We start from the raw sequence: 22,336 nt of genomic DNA, 5'->3' as shown, positions 1-22,336 counted from the left end.
ACGTCCCGGCAGCGCCGCTATCGGGCGTCCGCGTCCGCCTCCGGCTCGCCGCCGAAGCGCTCGCGGTAGCTCTCCAGATCGTCCTCGGTGATCTTCTGGAAGAGCACCGGCGGCACCGTGAAGCCCGTACCGGCGGGCACCGAGGACAGGGACCGGGCCTCGTCCGCGCTCACCCAGGCCGCCGTGTCGTCCGGCAGTGCGAAGGCGCTCCGCATGGCCTTGGCGGAGCTGGGGATGAACGGCTCGGAGACGACGGAGTAGAGGTGGATCAGGTTCATGGCCGTCCGCAGGGTCAGCGCGGCGGCGTCCTGGTCGGTCTTGATCTCCAGCCAGGGGGCCTTCTCCTCCAGGTAGGCGTTCCCGGCGCTCCACAGCGCCCGCAGCGCGGCCGCCGCCTTGCGGAACCGGAGCGCGTCCATGTGCTCCTCGTACTCCGCCAGGAGCCCCGCGATCTCCCGGCCGAGCTTCTCCTCGGCCTCGCCCGCTTCCGCGCCCGCCGGGACGGCGTCGCCGAAGCGCTTGCGGGAGAAGGACAGCACGCGGTTGACGAAGTTCCCGAGCGTGTCCGCGAGGTCCTTGTTGACCACGGAGGAGAAGAACTCCCAGGAGAAGGAGGCGTCGTCCGACTCCGGGGCGGCCGCCAGCAGGAAGTACCGCCAGTAGTCGGCGGGCAGCAGCTCCAGCGCCGCGTCGGTGAAGATGCCGCGGTTCTGCGAGGTGGAGAACTTGCCCCCGTAGTAGTTGAGCCAGTTGAAGGACTTGACGAAGTCGACCTTCTTCCACGGCTCGCGGGTGCCCAGCTGGGTCGCCGGGAACATCACCGTGTGGAAGGGGACGTTGTCCTTGGCCATGAACTCGGTGTAGCGCACGGACTCGTCGGCCTCGTACCACCAGGACTTCCAGTCCCGGCTGTCCGGCTGCGCGTCCGCCCACTCCTTGGTGGCGCCGATGTACTCGATGGGCGCGTCGAACCAGACGTAGAAGACCTTGCCCTCGGCCGCCAGCTCCGGCCAGGTGTCCGCGGGCACCGGCACGCCCCAGTCCAGGTCACGGGTGATGGAACGGTCCTGGAGACCCTCGGTGAGCCACTTGTGGGCGATCGAGGAGGAGAGCACCGGCCACTCGTCGGTGTGAGCGTCGACGAACTTCCTGACCTCGCCCTCCAGCTTCGACTGGAGCAGGAAGAGGTGCTTGGTCTCCCGCACCTCCAGCTCGGTGCTGCCGCTGATCGCCGAACGCGGTTCGACCAGGTCGGTGGGGTCGAGCACGCGGGTGCAGTTCTCGCACTGGTCGCCGCGGGCCTTGTCGTAGCCGCAGTGCGGACAGGTGCCGATGATGTACCGGTCCGGCAGGAAACGGTTGTCCGCCGCCGAGTACATCTGCCGGATGGCACGCTCCTCGATGAACCCGTTCTGGTGCAGCTGCCGGGCGAAGCGCTGGGTGATCTCGACGTTCTGCGGCGAGGAGCTGCGCCCGAAGTAGTCGAAGGCCAGGTCGAAGCCCTCGTAGATGCCCCGCTGGACCTCATGCTGCTGGGCGCAGAAGTCGGCCACCGGCAGCCCCGCCTCGGCCGCCGCGAGCTCGGCCGGCGTGCCGTGCTCGTCCGTCGCGCAGATGTACAGCACCTCGTGACCGCGCTGCCGCAGATAGCGCGCGTACACGTCGGCCGGGAGCATCGACCCGACCATGTTCCCCAGGTGCTTGATCCCGTTGATGTACGGCAGCGCGCTGGTGATGAGGTGTCGAGCCATCCCGGGATGCTCCAATTGATCTTGCGGCCCCCACGGGTGCCACTACGGGTCCAGACAGACGGCCGCATGGGCCACCACCACCCACGGCACCGGCACGTACGCCATGTACGCCGCGTCCATGAGCCGTCCACTCTCGGTGACGACACCCCACTACGGGCCGCCACCATCCTAACGACTGGCCACCGCCCCTCGGAATCAGGATTCTCCCGGCCAGGGGCCAGGGGCCAGGGGCCAGGGGCCAGGGGCCAGGGGCCCGGAGCCCGGAGCCCGGAGCCCGGGGCGGGAGGGCGTCGGCCTGGGCCGGCGTGATTCCGAGGAAGGGGCAGCAGCCGTGCGGCGCCGGGAGCTGACCGGTGGGGGAGAAGGAACGCGAAGGTTACGTGCCCGTGGGCGCCGGCCACCCACCGGAGCCCGAGGACGCGGCGGCAGCGGACGAGGATTCCCTCACTCGCCCGAGGCCGGGCGGGCGTGACTCCGCCCGCGCAAGAGCGGCATCGCCCCGTACCTCTACGCACCCCACGAGTCGGCTCTCGTCTCCTGCGCCCGTCTGCTCGCGACGGATGCTGTGGCAGCCCGGCGAGCGCGCGGCAAGGGAGGCCTACTCGGCATCGCAGGTCGTGGCCTAGGATCCAGTCGGTTCGGTAGACCCCATGCCAGTACTTTCGCTCTGCTTGCCCGCCGCGATGGGGGCGTAGCGTCGCCGTTGCAGCTCGTCGCGTTCACCGTCCGGGATCGTCATCGACTCGGCAAGCACGGCGGCAAGGGCGCCCACTTGAGTGTTGTCGACGTCAGAGTGGAAGAGCCACCGGATGTTCTCGTCGCGCGTGATGAGGTCGATCGCCAAGCGCGCGTTTCTGTCCTGTGTGGTCGTTGCTCGGACGTATCGCACTTGGTCGATCGGGAGGTCTTGACGGATCTCGGCTTGCTCAAGGAATGCGTTCGTCTTGGCCGTGGTGATGCGGCGGTCCGTGACAGCGACCAGTGTCTTTGCCGCAGCCTTGTCCCTCGCTGCCGCCAACTTCTCCTTCGCTCCGCCGACGATCGCAGAAAGCGGACCGACGGTATCGACCTGGTCGGGGAAGCCGAGGACACGGAGGGTCTCGCCGTCCTCGAGGAGCCATCGCAGGATGCGAAGGTACGGCTTGAGATCCAGCGATCCGGGTGCGCAGACGATGTCCGGGGTCTTGAGCGGAGGGGTCGGCGGACGGAGAGCGTCGGCAAGAGGCTCGATCGCCTTCAGAAGACGGGCGGAGGCTTCGCGGGCTGCCTTCACATCCTTCCGCTTCCCCGGCATCGGCCATGCGTCGGGCCCGGGGAGTTCGGCGGTGATCCGCAGCTCCCGCGTCAGCGCGTCGACGAGGCGCGTCGACTCGGCGAGTGCCGAGTCGAACTCCGCGCGGGTATGGCGCGCGATGACCTCGGCGTACTGCGCTTCGGCGGCGTCTTCGCGTCCAGCGGCTCTCGCCCTTGCGGCGCGGAGCGCGTGATACCCGGTCCATGCCTTGAGGGAGGACAGGAGGGCATAGGCGTCGAAGGCGATCGCCTCGGCGTTCGTCTGCAGATACTCACGGTGGCCGCGTGCGTCGGCCCGATCGATCTGCCTGATGTGGTCGCGGACGTTTTCCTGGTAGAGCTCAAGCTGCTTCTGCAGCAGCGCTCCACTGCCCGCGACGTCCTCCCACAAGGACGTCGGGACTGATTCGATCTCTCGCGCCTGGTCGACCGCGCGATCGATGGCGGCGACGAGACCCGTCAGTTCGGCCCACTGATCCTTGCGGATGGTGGTGAGGACCTGACTTGTCACCGCGAGGTTGGTCCTGACGAGGCCTGAGACCTCACTCAGCATCATCTGAAGGCCGACCATGGCCAGCGCCGGCCCGATCGAGGCCGCGGTCTGCGCCTTGCTCACCGCATTCACGGAATAGAAGCGGGCCTGACGCAGGATGCGGTCAGGAACCATCACCGCTCCGAGGTTCCCGCCGTCCTTGACGGCGAGCGTCGCGCCGCTGTTCAGCAGGGCCTGTGTCGTGGCATCGATCCTGTAGAGCCCCTGCACACTGGCGAACGCGTTTCCGAGATTGCCGACCACGGTCGCCGCGTCCCCGATCGAGGCGAGGATCGCTGAGATCTGCTTGCGGTCAGCCGCCGGCACGATCCCGAAGTCGATCAGATCGGGCTTCAGCGCCGGCGGGACCTCACCGGCGACGACAGCCACCCCTGGGAGCACCTCCACCAGGGCCGTCGACGCCGTCGCCGAGTCGATGTCCGAGTCGGACGTCGAATCGTCCACAACAGGCGAGTTGCTCCGGCCGTTGTCCTCAGGCTCGGTGATCTCCGTCGAGTTCGAAGGGTCGTGCATGCGATCTCCTCCCCCGCGGGCGCGTGCAACGGCCGGACCTCGTCGGCGTCGACTGCCGAAGTCTACGGTTCAACGCCTGCGGTTCAGCTCGAATCCGCCGAACTGACCCCGCACTTGCTGGTGCCGGCTGAGCTCTCCGGGGCTCCGCTCCGGATGTGTGGATCAGCGCAGTCCGGCGAAGAGATCGTTCTCGGGTACGGCCGCGTCGGTGGCGTCCTGGACACGTACGAAGGTCTCCATGCCCATCAACTCACCGAATCTCTCCTTGCCCATCCTGAGGAAGAAGATGTTCTCGCCCTGACTGGCGTGCGCGGCCAGCGCGTCGAACTTCTGACTGCTGAACGCGGTGGTGTCCACCCACGTGGTGATCTCATCGTCGGGGAGGCCGATCTCGGCCATCGCGGCGGCCTCGGCAGGATCCGGCTCCGGCATGTCCGGATCGAACTCGCGCATGATCTCCTCGAACCGCCGCATCCCCGAGCGGGGCATCGTGGTCCAGTACACCTTCGGTGTCAGAGCGGTCATCTCCAGCGCCGCCATCGTGATGCGGTGAGCCTGGATGTGATCGGGATGGCCGTAGAAGCCGTTCTCGTCGTAGGTGACGACCACATCAGGTCGGTAGTGCCGCATGAGTTCCGCGAGTCGTGCCGCGCCTTCCTCCACGGGGGTCTGCCAGAAGGATCCCGGAGCGTCATTGGTCGGCCAGCCCATCATCCCGGAGTCGGCATACTCCAGCATCTCCAGATCACCGATCTTCAGGACGCCGCAGCTCTCCTGGAGTTCTTGACGGCGCATCAGTGCGACGGCCGCCGGATCGTGCCCGGGGTCGCCCGGCTTGACCCCCTCCGGTCCGTCACCGCAACCGCCGTCGGTACACGTCACGAGAACCGTGCGGATGCCTTCCGCCGCGTATCGCGCGAGGACCCCTCCGGTTCCGGTGGCCTCGTCGTCGGGGTGGGCGTGCACCGCCATGAGCGTCAACGGCCGGCCAGTCATCAAGCAGTCCTCCTGCAGAAATACGTCTTGGTCCGAATGCGCGGCGGGCCTGCCGCGATCCCGCGGCCCGGATCCTGTCGGCGCAGACGACCCTGTGGTCTCCGAGTTCCCCGCCCGTGCGGTGCCGGTCCCTCGGATGATGCAACAGCGCCGGCCGACCCCGCTGTTCCCGGCGCAGCCGCACGTCTCGGCGCCAGATCGGATCCGACGTCCATCCGGCACCAGGGGTGAGATTCCGACGCGAGACGTGAGACCCTGCGTGCCCAGCTACCCACCGGTTCGTCGCAGGCAGACAGGAAAGATCCCGAAACTACTGGTGAGTGAGCAACTGCACAGCTATGTCACCTTGCAACACCTTGCCGGAGGACCTGGTCGACGAGGTGATGCCAGTGATCTCGGGCCCAGTGAGGTTTTCTCAGTGAAGGTCATTTCCAGTGCCCGTTGAGGACGAGTGCGGTGCGGGCTATGTCGCCGATTCTGCTGGGGCTGAGGGTGACGTGCTTGAGGGTTCGCCATCGTTCCTTCAGTTCCGCCGCGGTCCGGTGCTGGATCGCGGTCCACACATCGGGGTTGTTCGTGTTCTTCTTCTTGAGCCGGTTTTCCATGTGGGAGTGCTCTCCTTCATCGGGTTACGTTGCGGCGCCTGCGCGCGTCATCCCTATGACGGAGCAGCTTCCAGAGAGGTAGCGACATGGCCGGCACCCATCCCACGGACCCGATCGCCGATGCCTTCGAGTCCCACCGTGACCGGCTCCGCGCCGTCGCCTACCGCATGCTCGGATCACATGCCGACGCGGAAGACGTGGTCCAAGAGGCGTGGCTGCGTCTGTCCCGCCAGGACACCGACACCATCGACAACCTCGGCGGCTGGCTGACCACCGTGGTCGGCCGCATCAGCCTCGATGTCCTGCGTTCGGGCCGGACGCGCCGAGAAGTCTCCTTCGACGACCAGCTACCCGAATTTACCGTGACGCTCGACGACACTCCCGCTCCGGAAGACCTCGCGGCAATCGGGGACTCCATCGGCCTCGCGCTTCTCACGGTTCTCGACTCGCTGCGCCCGGACGAGCGACTGGCGTTCGTGCTGCACGACGTATTCGCCGTGCCCTTCGCGGAGATCGGCACCATTCTCGGCAAGTCCGCCGACGCGGCCAAAATGCTCGCCAGCCGAGCCCGCAGGAAGGTACAGGCCACCCAGCAGCCGGCAAGCGTCGGACGACAACAACGCGAGGTGGTCCAAGCCTTCCTGGCCGCAGCCCACGACGGCCGGTTTGATCAACTGCTGCAGGTTCTCCACCCCGACGTGAAGTTCACAGTCCACACCCCGAACGGCACGTTCGTCACGCTCGGGGCCACCGAAGTCGCCACCCGCGCGCGAGTGGCCGGCAGCGCGGCACGAGGACATGCGGCGACCGTCAATGGTCACCCCGGCGTCATCTCCTGGAGCGAAGACGGCACCCCGCTCTCCCTCCTCGCCTTCACCGTCGCCGATGGCCACATCACCGCGGTCACCGCCGTGGTGGACCCGGCCAAACTCGCGCTCATGGACCTGCCGGACCCGGTGTGACTCCATAGCCTCTGAGAAAACCTCAGTGATCCACCCTATGAGCCCATGGAGGCGCCTCTGCTCCCGCACCATTTCGGCGACCGTGTCCGTTGACCGACCCGGTGTACTGGGGCACCCCGCGTCGCGTGGCCGGTGACGACGGTGGGCTCGCCGAGCGGCTCGGCGACACCCTGTCCGATCTCGGCTGACGCATGTGGCCCACCTCCTGTCACACCCTTCTCTGCGTAAGCCCGGACGGGCTGCCTGGGGCCGGGCCGGTAGTCGTGATCTCCGACAACCCCAGCCTGGTCGACGTCCACTTGCACAAGGCGGTCGCCAAGGCCCACGGCGGTCAGGCTCGCGGGGTGATGAGGCGGGATCGGTAAGCACGGACGGCGCCGCAGGACCCGAGACCGAGTCCGGTTCCTGTACCACTTCCTCTACCGCCAGATCCCGCCGTGGTCATGGATGTGCCTGCCGCTCTCCGCATGCCACCGGGGGGCCGTGTCCCGAGTTCGGCTCCCACAACCGCTCAGGGGCCCGACCCGCGATGCGGATCAGGCCCCTGACCTGGTGTTTCCTCTGTCGGGGTGGCGGGATTTGAACCCACGACCTCTTCGTCCCGAACGAGGGTCGGGCAGGATCGACACCTGCGAATCTTGTAAAATTGCAGGTCAGGTGGTTGTTCTGAAGCGGCGCGGAGAGGTTCCGGTTGGCCTCTGAGGGAAGATCATCTCCCAGGAATCTCCCAGCGAGGGGTGCAGTGCTCCCGAAGCCGTGGTTCCGAGCTGCGTAGCGCAAGTAAATTCGCTCGGTTCCCTCTCTCGGCTGTGTTGTCCAGTCATGTGACGCACGAGAGCCCAGGGTTCCCGGCGGGAAGCAGCTTCACCTGTCCAGCCGGAACACGTAGTGGGCGGTCGGCGGCGGCGTTCCACAGGACCACGTTGCCTTCGGCGACGCCGAACGAAAGGTAGGGGGTGCTTGGTACAAGCGTGCCGCCCTGCTCGTTCAGGGTGTGAACCGAGACTGTAGGACGGACGCAGACCCAGTCCGCTGAAATACCGAAATACGGTGGGGCCTTGGTGTGATGAGTTGCTGCTCGTTTCAGCTTGTCGGCCGCATGCTGCGGTGACGCGAAGGTCCACTCGGCGGCTGTGAGCAAGCCAAGGGCTAGGAAGAGCGCGGCCAGCGTGCCAGCGGAGACGCTCCGCGGCCGTATGAAGTGAAAGTAGCGCAGGACGCCCCAAACGGCTGCTATGAACAGGATCGCCGCAAGGGTGGGCCACAGCAGTTTCACCGCCGAGATGAGCTGGTACGCCCCGCTGACAGCCGTCTCTTCCGGTGACAGAGACAGCTCGTCCGCATAGCCGTCCTGCAGGATCCTGCCGGTGAGGGGCAGCGCCGCCACGAGCAGTGTGGCGAGTAGGGGAAGCGCCGTCGCGGCCAGTATCTGCCATCGCCAGCGGCGCCCCAGCAGGATCAGACCAGTCACGTAGAAGCCGATTGCTGCCGTCGCCCAGGTGGACCGGGAGTCCACGCCGTCGAAGAGTCCAGGGATGCCTAGCGTGTAGACCGCCACTACGAGGGTTGCGATGATGCAGATAACTAGACACTGGAGCCGAGAGCGAGCCAGGGGCACGGCGAAAGCCGTCCACCAGGCTGGGACGGCACAGACGACAGCGAGGAACCAGCACACGGCGGCCGCAATGGGTATCAAGTGCTGAGCTGTTGACAAGAAGAGGGACATGGCGAGCAGTGGCCCGCCGAAGAGCGCCACAGCCCTGTTGAGGGCGTCCTCTCCATGACGGATAGTCCCGGTACGCCCCCGTCCGTCGAGCGGCCGCACGTCGAGGTCCGCTCGGGGCCCGTCCGTGCGCAGATGCCGGGCCAGGTGTCGGGCGGCGTCCTTGTTCGCATGGATGCGCACGCGGACGTCGAGCAGCCCGGTGTGCGCCGCGCACCAGCGCGTGGCTGTTCGCCAATGCCGACGGAAGCCCGGCGTGACGGTGCCTTCGGGATCGTGATCTGCCGAGTGCACCTGCCACTCGGGCTCAAGGACCCGATCGATCTCCTCACGCCGGAACAACCGACCGTAAATCACAGTCTGTGCCGACCGGCTCAACTCTGTGATCTGCCAAGCTGCTTCGCGGTCGGCACGCCAGGTGGAGCCCTTGATCGGCACTTCCACCCACCAGAAATCGCTGAAATTGACATCTGAGTCGAACGCCCGGAGGACCGTGCGTCGCTCTTTCGGGCTGAGCTCGTGGCACGTCCAGCCCAGCTCCCGTATCCGCCGCATTGCTTTGTCCCATTGCGGCCTGCCGCCTTGCAGCTCGATCAGGGTGGTTACCGTGCAATCCGGTCCACGGGGAATCATCGGGCAGCCTCGATATGATCGGCGAAGGGTGCTTTTTCAGCCAGCATGGCGGTGTCCGTCCTCAATCTGTCTCAATCGTCGGAGTGCAGAGAAATGACGATATGGCTCAGCACTGACAGGCAAGTGGCGTCTTCGGCGGATACGTCCCAATGTGGGTGCGGCAGGCTGGCTTCCGCTGAGGCCGCCGGCGTGGTGGATCCATTCGATGACTCGGTCTGACGAAGACTTTTCACGTCCTGGCTTGTGACTCAGGCCGGCAGACCCGCTGCGTTCGCCGCCCTGTCGCCCAGTTCGACTGGATCACCGCCTGGCTCAGCAACATCCCGTGGTGCACTCCTACGGGTCTGCTGCACGGGTTGGTGACTGTCGGTTTTCATGCCGCGAGGGGTTGCGGCGGGCTTCATGGTGATCTCGTACTCGATGGGGGTCAAACGGCCCAGCCGTAGTTGTCTGCGGCGTCGGTGGTAGGTCCGCTCGATCCAGGTGACGATCGCGGTGCGGAGGTCTTGCCGGGTGGCCCAGGGGCGCCGGTCGAGGAGGTTGTTCTGCAGGAGCGCGAAGAAGGATTCCATGGCGGCGTTGTCGCCGGCGGCGCCGACTCTTCCCATGGATCCGGCCAGGCCGTGGCGGTGCAGAGCGTGGACGTACTTTCTTGACCGGAATTGCGATCCGCGGTCGGAATGGACTGTGCAGCCGGCCACGTCCCCTCTTCTGGCGACCGCGCTGTCCAGCGCGTTCACCGCGAGGCGGGCCTTCATCCGGTGGTCGATGGAGTATCCGACGATACGGCCGCAGAAGGCATCCTTGACCGCGCAGAGGTAGAGCTTGCCCTGGCCGGTCGGGTGTTCAGTGATGTCGGTCAGCCACAGCTGGTTCGGTCCGGTAGCGGTGAAGTCCCGCTGGACGAGGTCGTCGTGCACGGGCGGCCCGGGTCTCTTGGCGTTCTTCGGCCGCTTCTTCCCGAACACCGGCCACCAGCCATGGTCGCCGCAGATGCGCCATGCGGTCCGCTCGCACATGCGCTCCCCGACGGCCTCGGCCTCACCGGTGAGGAACCGGTAGCCGAACTCCGGGTCATCGCGGTGAGCGTCGAACAGGGCGTTCGCGCGGTAGGCCACGGCGACCTCGGTATCCGTGACCGGCTGACGCAGCCAGCGGTAGTAGTGCTGGCGGGAGAGCGTGAGCACCCGGCACGCAACCGCGACAGGGATGCTGTCGGCGGCGAGCTCTCTCACGAGCGGGTAGAGCCTCTTGCCGGCAGGTGAGCCTGCGACAGATAGGCCGCCGCGCGGCGCAGGACCTCGTTCTCCTGCTCCAGGAGACGCACCCGCTTCTTCAGCTCACGGTTCTCCGCGGACTCCGACCTGGTGACGCCGGGCTCCTCGCCGTCCTCGACCTTCGCCTGGCGCATCCACTTCGACAGCGTCATCTCATGGACGCCGAAGTCCTTCGCGATCTGCGCGAGAGTGACGCCCTTCTCGCGGTTGCGGGCCACGCGGACGACGTCGTCACGGAACTCTTGAGGGTAGGGAACTGGCACGGCTACATCCTTCCAGGCCGCCCCACGGGCAAGCCAGATCAGATGTCACCAGACCATGCATCAGACCCGATCGACTTCAATGTTCCAGGCGGGGTGGAGATCCGGCATGTGGAGAAGTACAGCGGAAACCACGTTGGGGCCCGACCCTCGCTGTACTCGAGTGGGAACTTCCTCATGAGTACCGGAAAGATCGAGTTCAAGACGATCCGACGGCGGGCGTGGACCCGCTGAGGAGCACGAGCCTGAACGCAGCGGCCCGCTTGGCCATCCGCTGCTTCCAGGGCGTTGGATCCTCCTGGGCGATTTCTCGCCACAGCGCCGCAGATGCGGAACCGAATGCCGCCAGTGCCTCCGGATCGGTGTTCCGCCACGACGGGAAGCGGCCTGCGAACACGATCGCGTCCTCCGCCGGGTGGCCAGCCTCCATGAGCCTCAGCGCCAAGGCGCCTGGATCGATCCACGCCGCCCCGCGCGTAGGCCACGCCCAGTCGATGAGGCGGGCACGCCCGTCGGCGATCAGGACATTGTGCGGTGCGAAGTCGGTGTGCAGCAGGGTGTTGCCGGTGAAGTGCTGGAGCGTTCCGGGCGGAGCGCAGTCCGCCCAGCGGTCCACCGCGTCCTTGATCTCGATGTCGGCCGGAGCGGTGATCTGTTGCAGTTCGGTGAGCGCGGCTTCTATGAGCTCCAAGTCGGCCGAGCCGGGGCTGTAGTCGGCGTGGCGACCGCTGAGGACCTCGTATCCGAGAAGGCTCCATCCACCGACTTCCAGGTGCCAGTACAGGCGGGGACAGGACGTGGGCAGGTGGGGGGCGATCTCCGCCTCGCGGCGCTGTGCTGCGACCTGCGCGTGATCACTCGCGATGCCCTTCACGAAAACGCTGCCGCTCTCGGTCTCCAGGACGGAGGCGACGCCGGAGTTCATGCCGCCGGTCATGGTCACCGCCTGATGCACGGGGCCGGTCTTGTCAGTGACAGCCTGGCGGACGTCGGCTGGGAGCTGATCGAAGGGAATGCGAGACATGGACACGCGCGGTTCCTCATGGGGCTCGGAGACAAGGGAGTGCCGCCCCGGCCAGGGTACGACCGGGGCGGCACTCATGGGGCGCGTACGCGAGCGGTGCGGCGCCCGCCTGCGGTGTATCTAGTACGGCTGGTCGTCGCCGGCCGAGCAGCTGCACTCGGCGCCCTCGGCGGCCTCGTCCAGGTCGGTGATGATCTGGACCTCGTCGTCGCGGATGGCCCCGGCCGGCAGTGGCACGGGCAGGGTGCCGGTTGCACCATCGGTGGGGCGCCGTCCGATGGTGAGCAGCATCGGTTCGCGCGGCGGGGTGAGGGTTGTGGTGGGTGGAGTCATGATCCGTAGCCTCCGTGTTGGCAATAGAGCTCTCGTCGGTCCCCCGCATCCTGGTAGAGCTTGGCCAGCGGCCGGCAGGTACGGCAGGTGCCGACCTTCGTGCAGCCGGAGCATCCACCGGTGCGGAGCTGTAGGGACTCGGCGATAGCGCCGAGCCGGGTGAGGGCGGCGACGCCCTCGGTCACGAGGTTCACGCTCGGGGCGCGGCCGACCTTGCAGACGGACGCGATGCCGTGCGGGTTGACGTGGAAGAACGTCCGGCCGGCATTGCAGCCGGTGAAGACGCTCCGGGCCTTGATGTGGCCCTTGGCCTGCGTCGCCAGCGGGTTCGCTTCACCGTCGATCGTCGGCGACATATTCGTAAAGACCTGGTGCGGGAAGCTGTAGCGTTCACACAGAGCCACCATCGCGTCGACCTCATGGGCGTTGTCGTCCGACACGATCACGTTCAGCCGGACCGGCAGCCGGTCCTGGTGGGCCGCGTCCAGACCCTGGATGAACCGGCCGAACGCGCCGCGGTTGCGAGTGACCTTGTCGTACGTGTCCGCGGTCGCGCCGTAGACGCTGAGCGTGAGCCGGTAAGGGCGATGGCGTGCGAACAGCCCGCGGATCGGCGGCTTGCGCAGGGACGAACCGTTCGAGGAGACCTGCACCATCATCCCGAGCTGGTGGGCGTACTCGTAGGCCGCGCCGAACTCGCGGTCGATCAGTGCCTCGCCGCCCGTGATCTGCAGCCAGAGCACGCCCGCATCGCGCATCGTCCGCAGGAGCTGCTGTTTGCCCGCCCAGTCCAGGCCCTCGAAGCGCTTCTCGCCGAGGTAGCAGAACTCGCAGTCGTAGTCGCAGCCGAGGTTGATTTCCCAGGACGCCTTCGCGTACCCGTACGGCGATCGCTCGCGCACGAGGACGAAATCGCCGACCGGTCCGTCAGGCAGCTCGGTGCCCCACGCCTGCCGCGCGGCATCAACAAGCCAAGCCGGCAGAGGGCCTCCGACGTGGCTCGCGGCGCGCAGCTCCTCGTAGCGAATCCCAGGAATGCGCACTCCGACCGCTCGGCCTGGCTGAAGAAGGAGGTGCTGGGCGAGGAACGGGCTGGCCACGAGACGCGTGCTTGACGCGGCAGGCGCCGCCCGATCCGGTGTGCCGGTTACGGTCATCGGACCTCCAGAGGGCGGTCGTCGTGGTTTGGGACGGGAGGGCTGATCGACTGTGCAGCGTCGTCCGCGGTCTTGAAGCAGGACCAGATGATCTTCTCGAGCGGCGTACGGTCGCTCACTCCCCACTCGTCGGACAGCGCGGCCACCAACGTCAGGCCCCTCCCGGAGATGTCTGTGATGGCCGGCTCGCGTACGACGGGCTGCTGGCGACGGATGTCGTGCACTTCCAGGCGTACGCAGTTGTCGTCGATGTCGAGCCGGACGAGGAAGCCGTGCCCGCGGGCGGTGCCGTGGAGAACGGCGTTCGTGGCGAGTTCGGAGACGCACAGGCGGATGTCCTCGGTGCGGCTCGTCAGGCCCCAGCCGTCCAGCGCTCTGGTGGCGAACTCCCGTGCTTTGCGTACGGACTGGCGGCGGGCCTCGAAGAACTGCTGAAGCGACTCGGGCATGGGGTGCCTCATGACTCCGTGCTCAGGAGGAGGAGTGGCGTGGGGAAGCGGCGGTGGGCGGTCTGCTGACGAGGTACGTGGCCAGGCCCGATGCGCGGGCGGCGGGCCAGCAGCAGGCGGGCGCCGGCGGCCTCGATAAGGCGGGTGTGTTCGGCGGCGAGGTGCTTCGGCCCCAGATGAGACAGGGCGGGAGCGATGACGCCGTAGACGTCAGGAAGGGCCAACGCGTCCAGCAAGCCGGTGAACGCGGTGGAGCTCGGTTCGGTCGTCGCGAGCCTGTCCTTGAAGACGCCGGAGAGCTGCAGCTCATGGATCCGGCAGTACTCCGTCAGTGACGCCTGTAACGCCGTTTGACGGGCTGCGGAGACTCCGGCCAGCCGCAGGAAGCCGTAGACGACGGGCCCGTTGACCGGGCGGTGCTCGGTAAGGAGTTCCATGCTGGTGACCGTCCAAGGGACTCGGCGAAAAGAGACCCCTTGAGCGTCGCCGTACCTCAATGCGCAGGGAATCACCGGCTGTTCCACTTGCGCTCTACTTCCGCCCCACCGGCCGCACGCTTCTGCTTCCATGGCTGGTGGAAGGGAGCGACGCGTGGCGACCGTGCACCACTGGACCGGCCTGGAGGCCAGAGCCCTACGGCTCGCCCTCCGCCTGAGCGTGCGTGCTTTCGCCGAGCGCCTCGGTCTCGCCGTCGCGACCATCTCGAAGTGGGAAAAGCTCCGGTCCGTGACCGAGCCCCGCCCCGACACGCAGGCCATTCTCGACACCGCGCTCGGTCGCGCCGATGCCTCCGTGCACCTGCGCTTCGAAACGCTCCTGTCGGAGATGGCCGGCCCCGGGCAGGTGGCAGCTGGACGCCGGGTGACGGCTGCCGGGCCCAGAGCCTGGGAGTACGAGTCGTGGACCGACGACCTGGACCGTGCCGTCGTCGCCTTGTCCCGGCAGAACTTCACCTTCGCCGACAGCCTGCTGGGCCGATGGCTCAACCGTTTCACGGCCGCCGAACTCGATGACAAGGGCCTGTACCTCTACGCCCGATCCACCGCGTTACTCGGAGACCTCAAGCGCGATCAGGGCGCGGTGCTCGGACCACTGTCCGCACGCCACTCCTACGCGGGCGCGCGCTCGATCTTCACCCAGCTCGACATTCCCCGCCGTGTCGCCCAGCTCGATCTGTCCCTCGCGGTCGTCGCGGAGATGTCCGGTGACCTGGAGACGTCGGCCCGTACGTACGAGACGCTCGCCGTCGACGACCGGCTCTCTCGCCGTGACCGGGCCAGAGCCCGCCTGTGGGTGGGCACCGCACTCAGCAAGGACGGCAACCACGACTACGCGACCCGCGTGATGCAGGCCGCGACCCGTGAATTCGAAGACCTCACCGAACCCGACGACTGGTCGGTGGCCCATCAGAAGCTCGCCCTGGCCCGCCGGGGCGTCGGGGACCTCACCCAAGCCCTGCACTTCATCGACATCGCCCGAAGCAGTGGGAGCAGCGACTCACCGATGCAACGCGTACGACTGGACACCGCTCACGGCCACATCCTGCTGTCCGACGCGGCGACCCGCGATGATGGGTTACGCGTTCTCGGCCAGGCCGCTCGGACGGCCGCGCAGTACGGCCTCGTGCACCAACTGCGCAGTATCGAGAGCGTCAAGGCCAGCAGTGAGGGGCCGCCCGGGGCCCCGCCGACGGTGATCAGGGAGACGAACGCATGAGTGACTGCCAGCAGGTCATCACCGAAGACCAGTGGCACCAGGCCAAGGCGATCTGGGACTACCACCAGATGCACCACCAGGCCCACCCCGCGGACGTGGCGATCGGCCTGGGCAGCCACGACCTGGGGGTGGCCACGCGCGCCGCCGAGCTGTACCACGCGGGTCTCTTCCCCACGCTGGTCTTCACCGGCGGCAACAGCCCGACCACCGCCAAGGTCTTCCCACGCGGCGAAGCGGTCCACTTCCGCGAGCACGCCATCGACCTCGACGTCCCCGCTTCAGCGATCCTGCTGGAGCCCCACGCCGCGAACACCGGGCAGAACATCACCCTCGCCCGCGAGGTCCTGGCCGACGCCGGCATCACCCCGGAGAAGGTGCTGCTGGTCTCCAAGCCCTACATGGAACGGCGGTCGTACGCCACCGCCCGCAAGCTGTGGCCCGAGGTCGAGATGGTGTGCGCCTCGGAAACCCTGGAGTTCGACGACTACCTCAAGTCCATCGGCGACGAGAAGCTCGTGGTGGACATGCTCGTCGGCGACCTCCAGCGGGTGATCGAGTATCCGAAGCTCGGGTTCGCCATCGAGCAGGAGGTCCCGGAGGACGTGCATGCTGCGTACGAATCCCTCATCCACGCCGACTTCACCAGCCGCCTCATCGCTTCCTGAACTCTCCTCCCCGAGCAGCCTGTGCGCCATCCACCAGCCCAACTTCATGCCCCGGCTGACCACGCTGGCCAAGCTGTTCGCGTCGGACCACTGGATCGTCCTGGACGACGTGCAGTTCGCCCGCCGCGACTACCAGCACCGCGCCCGCATCGCCACACTCGACGGCCTTGGCCCGAACCGGTGGCTGACCATCCCCACTCATCGCCCCTCCGGGCGCGTCACCCTTATCAGAGACACCCTGATCGCCGACCCTGCCGCGGCCCGACGCAGAGCCTTACCGATCCTGCGCCAGCAGTACGGGATCTGGGCTTGATTCGGTTTGACGGACATCGAGATCAGGGGCGTCGCCCCGGAAGGATGTCCATCATGGAGAGCATGGGGAAGAAGAAGCCGCGTCCTCGCCGCTCGTTCACGCCGGAGTTCAAGGCCGCGCACGTACTCGCTGGGCGAGCGCGCGGGCGTGGTCGTGGGGAGGCGCTGAGCGATGACCTGCCATATGCGGTGTCCTTATCGACCGGTGGTGGGGCCCGCCGCGGTGTTCCTGGTCAGCTACGAGCCCTGGATTCGCGAACGCGCAGACCCGAGGGCGCGTAGGCGCCGCTCTTCCTGCGGCACTGGAGACTGTTCCTGGGAGAAGCCGACCAAGATCTTCTCCCAGATTTCTCCCAAACAATCTCCAGGAACCCGTCAGGGGCCTGATCCACTTACTGGATCAGGCCCCTGACCTGGTACTTCACTGTCGGGGTGGCGGGATTTGAACCCACGACCTCTTCGTCCCGAACTACGGGCGGGGTGGGTGGTGAGGTCGGTTGGGGCCTGTGGCAGGGCTGCTGCGGCTGGCGCAGACTGCTGGTGGCCGCGGTGGTTGCTGTACCGCGCTGCTGTACAGCAACCCAACTCGCTCTTCTGCCAGCTGGCCCGTGCTCCCCGTTGTGCCCCGCCCGCGCCCTCGATGCGTTCTTCGAGGCGTGGCCGCTGTAGTCAGGGCTCCAACAGCACCTTCGCGCGCTCTGCGAGCAGGGGCAGCAATCTGTCTCGCCACGTGTCGAGACAGACCATCCCACTGGACATACCACCATGGGCGAACTGCTCGCGGTACACCGATGACTCAGCATTGGTGACAAGGTCAACCCCCACGAGCTCACTGAACGCCACCCGCAACAGGCTGACCGCCTCGGCAACCGATGCCGGGACGTCCGTCTTCGACAGGTGGTCGCGAAGAGCCCGCCAGACGTGAGGGTCGCCACGAAACCCCCACCTTTCGGGCTCTGGGTCGAAGAGTTCAACCATCTTCGGGGCCACTGCGTTATCACGCTTCATGACGTCAGCTTTGCAAACGGCATCGGGCGGGGAAAGTCAGCCCCGATGATGGGACAGGAGCCTGAGCACCGTCACGTGGCCTCCTCAGCCACCCACCGGCATCAGCCACGCTTTCGGGCTCTGATCTTTGACCCGCAGGCGCCTCCGCGCAGCCCCAGCCGGCCACTTCACGATGGCGCGACCGGCCCGCAGACCGCGACGAGACTGGGCGCCGCGCCACGGGCCTGTCGGCTGTTGGTCTCGGGAGCTTGGCTGTGTTTGTGCTGGCGGATTGCTGTTTCGGGTTGCGCGCTGAGCGGTCCGAGGTCGACGCGGAGCGAGGCGGAGACAGGAGCGGGCGGCGGCCACGGGCCGCCAGCGCGCGCGGCCCGCGTCAGCGGGCCGCCTTGAAGTCGTAGAGAAAGTTGTTACGCGCGACTGGTTCGTGGCCTTGTCTTGTCTCGGTTGATGCTTGACGTTGTGGCTTCACCTGATGCTTGACACCGCTTGTCTCGGCTTTGCTGTGCGCGTCGTATCCGCGTGCAGGGAGGGCCGGGGCCGTGCTGGTGGAGCTGAGCGTGGTCGAGCAGCGGTATCACGCGGTGATGGAGGTCGCCGCGGGGGTTCCGGTCACCCAAGTCGCCGCCCGGTATGGGGTGTCGAGGCAGTCAGTGCACTCGTGGGTGCGCAAGTACGAGCAGTCGGGTCTGCCGGGGCTGGCGGACCGGTCGCACCGGCCGGACTCGTGCCCGCACCGGATAGCGGCGGAGGTGGAGGCGGTGGTGTGTGAACTGCGGCGCCGGCATCGCGGCTGGGGCCCGCGTCGGCTGGTGCACGAGGTGGAACGCAGGGGCATCACGCCGGTGCCGTCCCGGGCGACGGTCTATCGAGTCCTGGTCCGCAACGGACTTGTTGAGCCCGGGGTGCGTAAGCGTCGCCGGTCGGATTACCGCAGGTGGGAGCGGTCGGCGTCGATGGAACTGTGGCAGATGGACATCGTCGGCGACATCCTGCTGGCGGACGGCAGCGAGTGCAAGATGGTCACCGGGATCGATGACCACTCCCGGTTCATGGTGATCGCGAAAGTGGTGCAGCGGGCCACGGCCCGAGCGGTGTGTCTGGCCTTCGGCGAGGCACTGGTGCGGTTCGGAGTGCCCGGCGAGGTGCTGACGGACAACGGCAAGCAGTTCACCTCCCGCTTCAGTCCCGGCAAGCCCGGAGAGACGATGTTCGACCGGATCTGCCGGGAGAACGGCATCGCTCACCGGCTGACGAAGCCGCAGTCCCCGACGACCACGGGGAAGATCGAACGCTTCCACCAGACTCTGCGGCGCGAACTCCTCGACCGGCGTGATCCGTTCGTCGACCTGGCGGCTGCGCAGGCGGCGGTGGATGCCTGGCTGGAGGACTACAACCGGATGCGGCCGCACCAGGGACTGGAGATGGCCGTCCCGGCCAGCCGGTTCGTTTCCCGGCCGCGGTCCGAGCAGGATGCGCTGCCGGTGGTGCTGCCCGCCCGCCTCGACCCCGTCCCCCAACCTGATGTCCCAGTGTCTCCTCCCGAGCCGGTCGCGGCGGTTTGGCCGATGGCGGAGGGAGAGGTCGGTGCGATCGAGCTGGAGCGGGTGGTGCCTGCGTCGGGGAACCTGAGCCTGCGTGGTCAGCAGGTCTGGTTCGGTCCGGCACTGGCCGGCATCACGGTGACCTTGCGGATCGACGTGAACCGGCTGCACGTGTTGATCGGCGGCGGTCGGCACAAGACGCTGCCCTCGAAGCTGTCCGGCCGCGACCTCAAAGCCCTGCTGGCAGGCGGGGGCGCCCGGCCCGCCGGGCCCTGGGCGGAGGATCCCAGACCGGCGCAGGACACGAAGGGGGTGGTGGAGGTGGACCGGACCGTGAACGCGGTCGGCTACGTCGGCCTGGGCGGTGACAAGGTCCTGATCGGCTGGCCGTTCGCCGGACAGCGGGTCACCCTCCGGCTCGACGGGAAAGTCCTTCAGGTCCTGGACGAGCAGCGTGTCTTGCAGGCCACCCTGCCCAGCCCTCTGCCGCCCTCTGCATGCGGGCGCCTGCAAGGTGCTCGTCCGGCCGGGCCGTCACCGCTGCTGCCTCCGCCAGCCGAGCAGATCACCGAACGGACGGTCAGCAGTGTCGGCGGCTTCATGATCGCCGGACAGCGCGTCCAGCTCGGCCGCGGCTATGCGCACCAGGTCGTCACCGCCCACCTGGACGAGACATCGATCCGGGTATTCCACAGCGGCGAGCTGATCACCACCGTCCCGCGTGTCACCAGGAAGGAGGTGGTGGTCCGCAAGTCCGGCGAACACAACCGCCGGAAGATCGTCTAGGGAAAGCGTCAAGCATCACCTGACGCCAACCCGTCAATCATCACCTGAGACTCGACAACTGGTTCGTGGCCTGGGTGCGAATTCGTAGGCGCAGGTCGGGAGTTGCCTGCCCTGGCGGTGGAGTAGGGGCAGGTAGGAGACCGGTCGTGCAGTCCAAGCGATGCGGGTGCTGTGCTGGGTGAGCGTGAGGCTGAAGGAGCGCCCGTGGTGCAGTGCTTGGGCTGAGTGTGTCTGTCCGTCTGTCACCCAGTAGCGGGCTTGGCGGTAGGGCTCGTCGTCCAGGGCGGGTGCGATGGTGAGCAGGCTGGTGCGTACCCAGTGGATGGCTTGCCGCGGGGTGGTGGCGTCGAAGGAGCCGAGTAGGGCGGGGGCGGTTCCGGTTGCCGGGCTCTGGGTCCAGCATTCGCACCAGTAGCCGTGCCGGGTGAGGGTTGCGGGGCTCATCGTGCGCTCCTGGTGGCGCGGGCGGACAGGGCGTACCGGGTGGTGTCGTCGAAGACGGTGAAGGTGTAAGTCTCGCCCCGCGTCAGGAGTGAGAGTGCGTGCTCGTGCTCGGCTTGGTCGCCGAGCCAGTGGAGTACGGGCTTGGCTGCGGGGGTGTCGAGCTGGTCTGCGATGTGGCCTGCCCGGTGGAGCAGCCAGCGCAGGGCCAGCCGTGGAGTGGGTGCCGAGCATGTCCCGAGCGCGAAGGACCGGCCCGTTGCCGGCGCGTAGGCGGCTGCTTCGCAGTGGTAGGCGCGCTTCGATGTCGCGCTGCCGGAGCGATGCCGGCGGAAGCTTGCTGGCTGAGGGGGCGCTGTGCAGCTCTGATGTTTGAGTGCCTGGTGCGGAAATGGGTGCGTCGAAACGATCAAGCTTCGGAGGTTGCGTGACATCGGCCCTCCCTGGGGTGACCTGCACGTTTGCACGGCAAAGCTGGGGTACGGCTGACGCGAAGGAGCCGCAGCCGTACAATTAGTATCAGCACCGTACCCCGTGTGCGGATAGCGCAAATGCGGGATTGTACTTTTCGTGCGGGTTATCGCCGCATACGGTTCACGCTGAGGTGTGGTGCCGAGACGAGTGATCAGTGAAGGGAGAACGCATGTTCGGGCTGATGGTGCGCTTCACGTGCAAGGACGAGGACGCCGCGGCGCAATTCGATGCCTTGGTCTCGCGCACTGGGGAATTGATCAAGGAGAACGAGCCGGGCACGCTGATCTACGCGGTTCACCGCGTAGACGGTCGGCCACTGGAACGGATCTTCTACGAGCTCTACCGCGACCGGGGCGCTTTCGAGGCTCACGAGTCGCAGGACTACGTCCAGACGTTCCTCGCTCAGCGGGACCTGTACGTAGCCGATGTCCAGGTGGACCGCTTGGACCTCACGTCCGGCAAGGGCGTCGACGTTGAGCACTGAGTACGCGAAGGCGCTCGGCCGGAAGATCGCCTTCAATCGCAAACGTCGCGGCCTGTCCCAGAAGGAGTTCGCCCGGCTCCTGGAGCGTTCAGAAGCGTGGGTCTCCCAGGTGGAACGCGGAGTGCGCCGGATCGACCGCATGACGGTACTGGAGAAGGTCGCCGACGCCCTCGACCTTCCGGTGGGGGAACTGGCCGCCGAGGCTCCGATCGTCGCCTCGGTCGCAGACGGCGAGCCCCCAGGTGCCAACCGGCTTCGCCTGGTGCTGAGCGCCGCACACTCCCTGACCGCCATCCTCGGCCGGCACGAACCCCCGGATGTCCCCGCGCTGAGCGCCCAGGTCGACCGGGCGTGGTCCCTTGCGCACGGCGGGAACTACGCGGACTTGGCGGAACTCCTGGAAGAGCTGGTCCCCTCTCTGGAGGGGGCCGTGCGGTCCGGCCCCGAAGAGCAGCGTCCGCAGCTCTTCCGGCTGATGGCCGCCATGTACCACACGTGCAGCGGCGCCCTGGCCAACATGGGCGAAGCGGAAGCGGCATGGATCGCGGTTGACCGCGCCGTGGTCGCTGCCGAGCGCGCTGATGATCCGCTCCTGATGGCGGCCGGGGAGTTCCGGTTGTCCATCGTCTTCCTCGGGGCCCGCCACTTCGAACAGGCGGCGCAAGCCTCCGGGACCGCCGCCGACGCACTCCGCCCCCTCACGGACTCCGGGGAGGCCGCGGCGGTGGCCCTTCGTGGCGCTCTGACGCTTCAGCGAGCTGTCGCCGCCGCACGCCTGAATGACGCTGACGCCGCGTACGACTTCCTGAGCGAAGCCCGGTCCATGGCGCAGCAGGTCGGAGAGGGGCGCAACGACTACAACACCGAGTTCGGGCCGACGAACGTCGGCCTGCATGAGGTCTCGGTGGCGGTGGACCTGGGCGACGCCGGCGTCGCGTTGCGAGCCGCACGGGACATTGACGCCTCCGCGCTCTCCTCGGAGCGTCAGACGCGCTTCAACCTCGACATCGCCAGAGCGCAAGCCCAGCGGCGACAGGTCGGACCCGCGGTCGAAGCGCTGCTCAAGGCGCGCGAACTGTCACCGGAGATGGTGCGCGCCATGCCTCTGGTCAAGCAGCTCGTTTCGGACCTGCTGACCATGAGCCAGCCACCATCCGACCAGTTCAGAGGGCTGGCGAACGAGCTGGGCGTACAAGAAGTGCGGACTAGTACGTGAAGTACTAGACAGTACTTGGAGTACGGGTTACTGTGGTGAGCGTCAACATGCCCCTCTGCAACCAGCAGGGCAGGGGGTGTTGGCATGCGAAAGCGCACCGACGCGGGAAGGCAGACCCGCACCGATGCGCTTCAGAGGCCACAGAAGAGATGTGGCCTGAGCGG

18 protein-coding genes and 2 pseudogenes are annotated in these 22,336 nt (G+C 67.2%); 7 read left to right on the top strand and 13 right to left on the bottom strand.

The genetic code is table 11. From position 1 onward, the window contains the following. Positions 1-17: 17 nt before the first annotated feature. The 4 genes from metG to P2424_RS28845 all read right to left on the bottom strand — a co-directional run bounded on the left by metG (position 18) and on the right by P2424_RS28845 (position 5,711). Complete coding sequence (gene metG / locus P2424_RS28860) at positions 18-1,751, bottom strand: methionine--tRNA ligase (RefSeq protein WP_276478592.1); 1,734 nt, start codon at positions 1,749-1,751, stop codon at positions 18-20. A 622-nt stretch (positions 1,752-2,373) separates the two neighbouring features. Beyond that, entirely contained in the window at positions 2,374-4,110 is a 1,737-nt protein-coding gene (locus tag P2424_RS28855) for a hypothetical protein (RefSeq protein ID WP_276478591.1), read from the bottom strand. Positions 4,111-4,272: 162 nt separating this feature from the next. Further along, positions 4,273-5,106 (bottom strand): PIG-L family deacetylase, encoded by an 834-nt coding sequence (locus tag P2424_RS28850; RefSeq protein ID WP_276478590.1) that lies wholly within the window; start codon positions 5,104-5,106, stop codon positions 4,273-4,275. Positions 5,107-5,531: 425 nt separating this feature from the next. After that, entirely contained in the window at positions 5,532-5,711 is a 180-nt protein-coding gene (locus P2424_RS28845) for a hypothetical protein (RefSeq protein WP_276478589.1), read from the bottom strand. An 86-nt stretch (positions 5,712-5,797) separates the two neighbouring features. Between P2424_RS28845 and P2424_RS28840 the strand changes: the two genes are divergently transcribed. Then, complete coding sequence (locus P2424_RS28840) at positions 5,798-6,673, top strand: sigma-70 family RNA polymerase sigma factor (protein WP_276478588.1); 876 nt, start codon at positions 5,798-5,800, stop codon at positions 6,671-6,673. Between the two features lie 820 nt (positions 6,674-7,493). Here P2424_RS28840 and P2424_RS28835 read toward each other — a convergent pair. The 7 genes and pseudogenes from P2424_RS28835 to P2424_RS28805 form a co-directional block, all read right to left on the bottom strand. Then, positions 7,494-8,951, bottom strand: a complete 1,458-nt coding sequence (locus P2424_RS28835; protein ID WP_276478587.1) for a hypothetical protein — start codon at positions 8,949-8,951, stop codon at positions 7,494-7,496. 485 nt (positions 8,952-9,436) lie between these two features. After that, a pseudogene (locus P2424_RS28830) lies at positions 9,437-10,569 on the bottom strand (IS3 family transposase); the annotation flags it as partial. A gap of 196 nt (positions 10,570-10,765) precedes the next feature. Then, positions 10,766-11,590, bottom strand: a complete 825-nt coding sequence (locus tag P2424_RS28825; protein WP_276479167.1) for an aminoglycoside phosphotransferase — start codon at positions 11,588-11,590, stop codon at positions 10,766-10,768. A gap of 120 nt (positions 11,591-11,710) precedes the next feature. Continuing rightward, positions 11,711-11,923, bottom strand: a complete 213-nt coding sequence (locus tag P2424_RS28820; RefSeq protein WP_069735528.1) for a hypothetical protein — start codon at positions 11,921-11,923, stop codon at positions 11,711-11,713. Continuing rightward, positions 11,920-13,023, bottom strand: a complete 1,104-nt coding sequence (locus P2424_RS28815) for a radical SAM protein (RefSeq protein WP_276478586.1) — start codon at positions 13,021-13,023, stop codon at positions 11,920-11,922. Before P2424_RS28815 ends, P2424_RS28820 begins: the two co-directional genes overlap by 4 nt. Positions 13,024-13,076: 53 nt before the next feature. Further along, complete coding sequence (locus tag P2424_RS28810; protein ID WP_276478585.1) at positions 13,077-13,529, bottom strand: ATP-binding protein; 453 nt, start codon at positions 13,527-13,529, stop codon at positions 13,077-13,079. A gap of 8 nt (positions 13,530-13,537) precedes the next feature. Continuing rightward, positions 13,538-13,966 carry a hypothetical protein gene (locus tag P2424_RS28805; RefSeq protein WP_276478584.1) on the bottom strand — a complete coding sequence of 143 codons (429 nt, stop codon included), beginning with the start codon at positions 13,964-13,966 and terminating at the stop codon, positions 13,538-13,540. A 154-nt stretch (positions 13,967-14,120) separates the two neighbouring features. Here P2424_RS28805 and P2424_RS28800 point away from each other — a divergent pair, with 154 nt between their 5' ends. The 3 genes and pseudogenes from P2424_RS28800 to P2424_RS28790 all read left to right on the top strand — a co-directional run. Then, positions 14,121-15,245: a helix-turn-helix domain-containing protein gene (locus tag P2424_RS28800; RefSeq protein ID WP_276478583.1), complete on the top strand. Its 1,125-nt coding sequence runs from the start codon at positions 14,121-14,123 to the stop codon at positions 15,243-15,245. Next, entirely contained in the window at positions 15,242-15,910 is a 669-nt protein-coding gene (locus tag P2424_RS28795; protein WP_276478582.1) for a YdcF family protein, read from the top strand. The genes P2424_RS28800 and P2424_RS28795 overlap by 4 nt, the downstream gene beginning before the upstream one ends. Before the next feature lie 46 nt (positions 15,911-15,956). Next, a pseudogene (locus P2424_RS28790) lies at positions 15,957-16,211 on the top strand (WbqC family protein); the annotation flags it as partial. Positions 16,212-16,891: 680 nt separating this feature from the next. Here P2424_RS28790 and P2424_RS28785 read toward each other — a convergent pair. After that, positions 16,892-17,230, bottom strand: coding sequence for a hypothetical protein (locus tag P2424_RS28785; RefSeq protein WP_276478581.1), 339 nt, complete (start codon positions 17,228-17,230; stop codon positions 16,892-16,894). Between the two features lie 551 nt (positions 17,231-17,781). Between P2424_RS28785 and P2424_RS28780 the strand changes: the two genes are divergently transcribed. Beyond that, positions 17,782-19,557: an IS481 family transposase gene (locus P2424_RS28780; protein WP_276478962.1), complete on the top strand. Its 1,776-nt coding sequence runs from the start codon at positions 17,782-17,784 to the stop codon at positions 19,555-19,557. Positions 19,558-19,997: 440 nt separating this feature from the next. On the opposite strand, the gene P2424_RS28775 is transcribed toward P2424_RS28780, so the two are convergent. After that, positions 19,998-20,411: a hypothetical protein gene (locus tag P2424_RS28775; protein WP_276478580.1), complete on the bottom strand. Its 414-nt coding sequence runs from the start codon at positions 20,409-20,411 to the stop codon at positions 19,998-20,000. A gap of 230 nt (positions 20,412-20,641) precedes the next feature. Here P2424_RS28775 and P2424_RS28770 point away from each other — a divergent pair, with 230 nt between their 5' ends. Together P2424_RS28770 and P2424_RS28765 are read left to right on the top strand one after the other, a co-directional pair. Further along, the gene (locus P2424_RS28770) at positions 20,642-20,956 is read left to right on the top strand and encodes an antibiotic biosynthesis monooxygenase (protein WP_276478579.1); all 315 of its coding nucleotides are present in this window, start codon (positions 20,642-20,644) and stop codon (positions 20,954-20,956) included. Then, positions 20,946-22,172 carry a helix-turn-helix transcriptional regulator gene (locus P2424_RS28765; protein ID WP_276478578.1) on the top strand — a complete coding sequence of 409 codons (1,227 nt, stop codon included), beginning with the start codon at positions 20,946-20,948 and terminating at the stop codon, positions 22,170-22,172. Before P2424_RS28770 ends, P2424_RS28765 begins: the two co-directional genes overlap by 11 nt. The last annotated feature ends 164 nt before the right edge of the window (positions 22,173-22,336 follow it).

This window comes from Streptomyces sp. WMMB303, from assembly GCF_029351045.1.
Taxonomy (GTDB): Bacteria; Actinomycetota; Actinomycetes; order Streptomycetales; family Streptomycetaceae; genus Streptomyces.
This window is presented reverse-complemented; position numbering and strand designations above follow the sequence as displayed.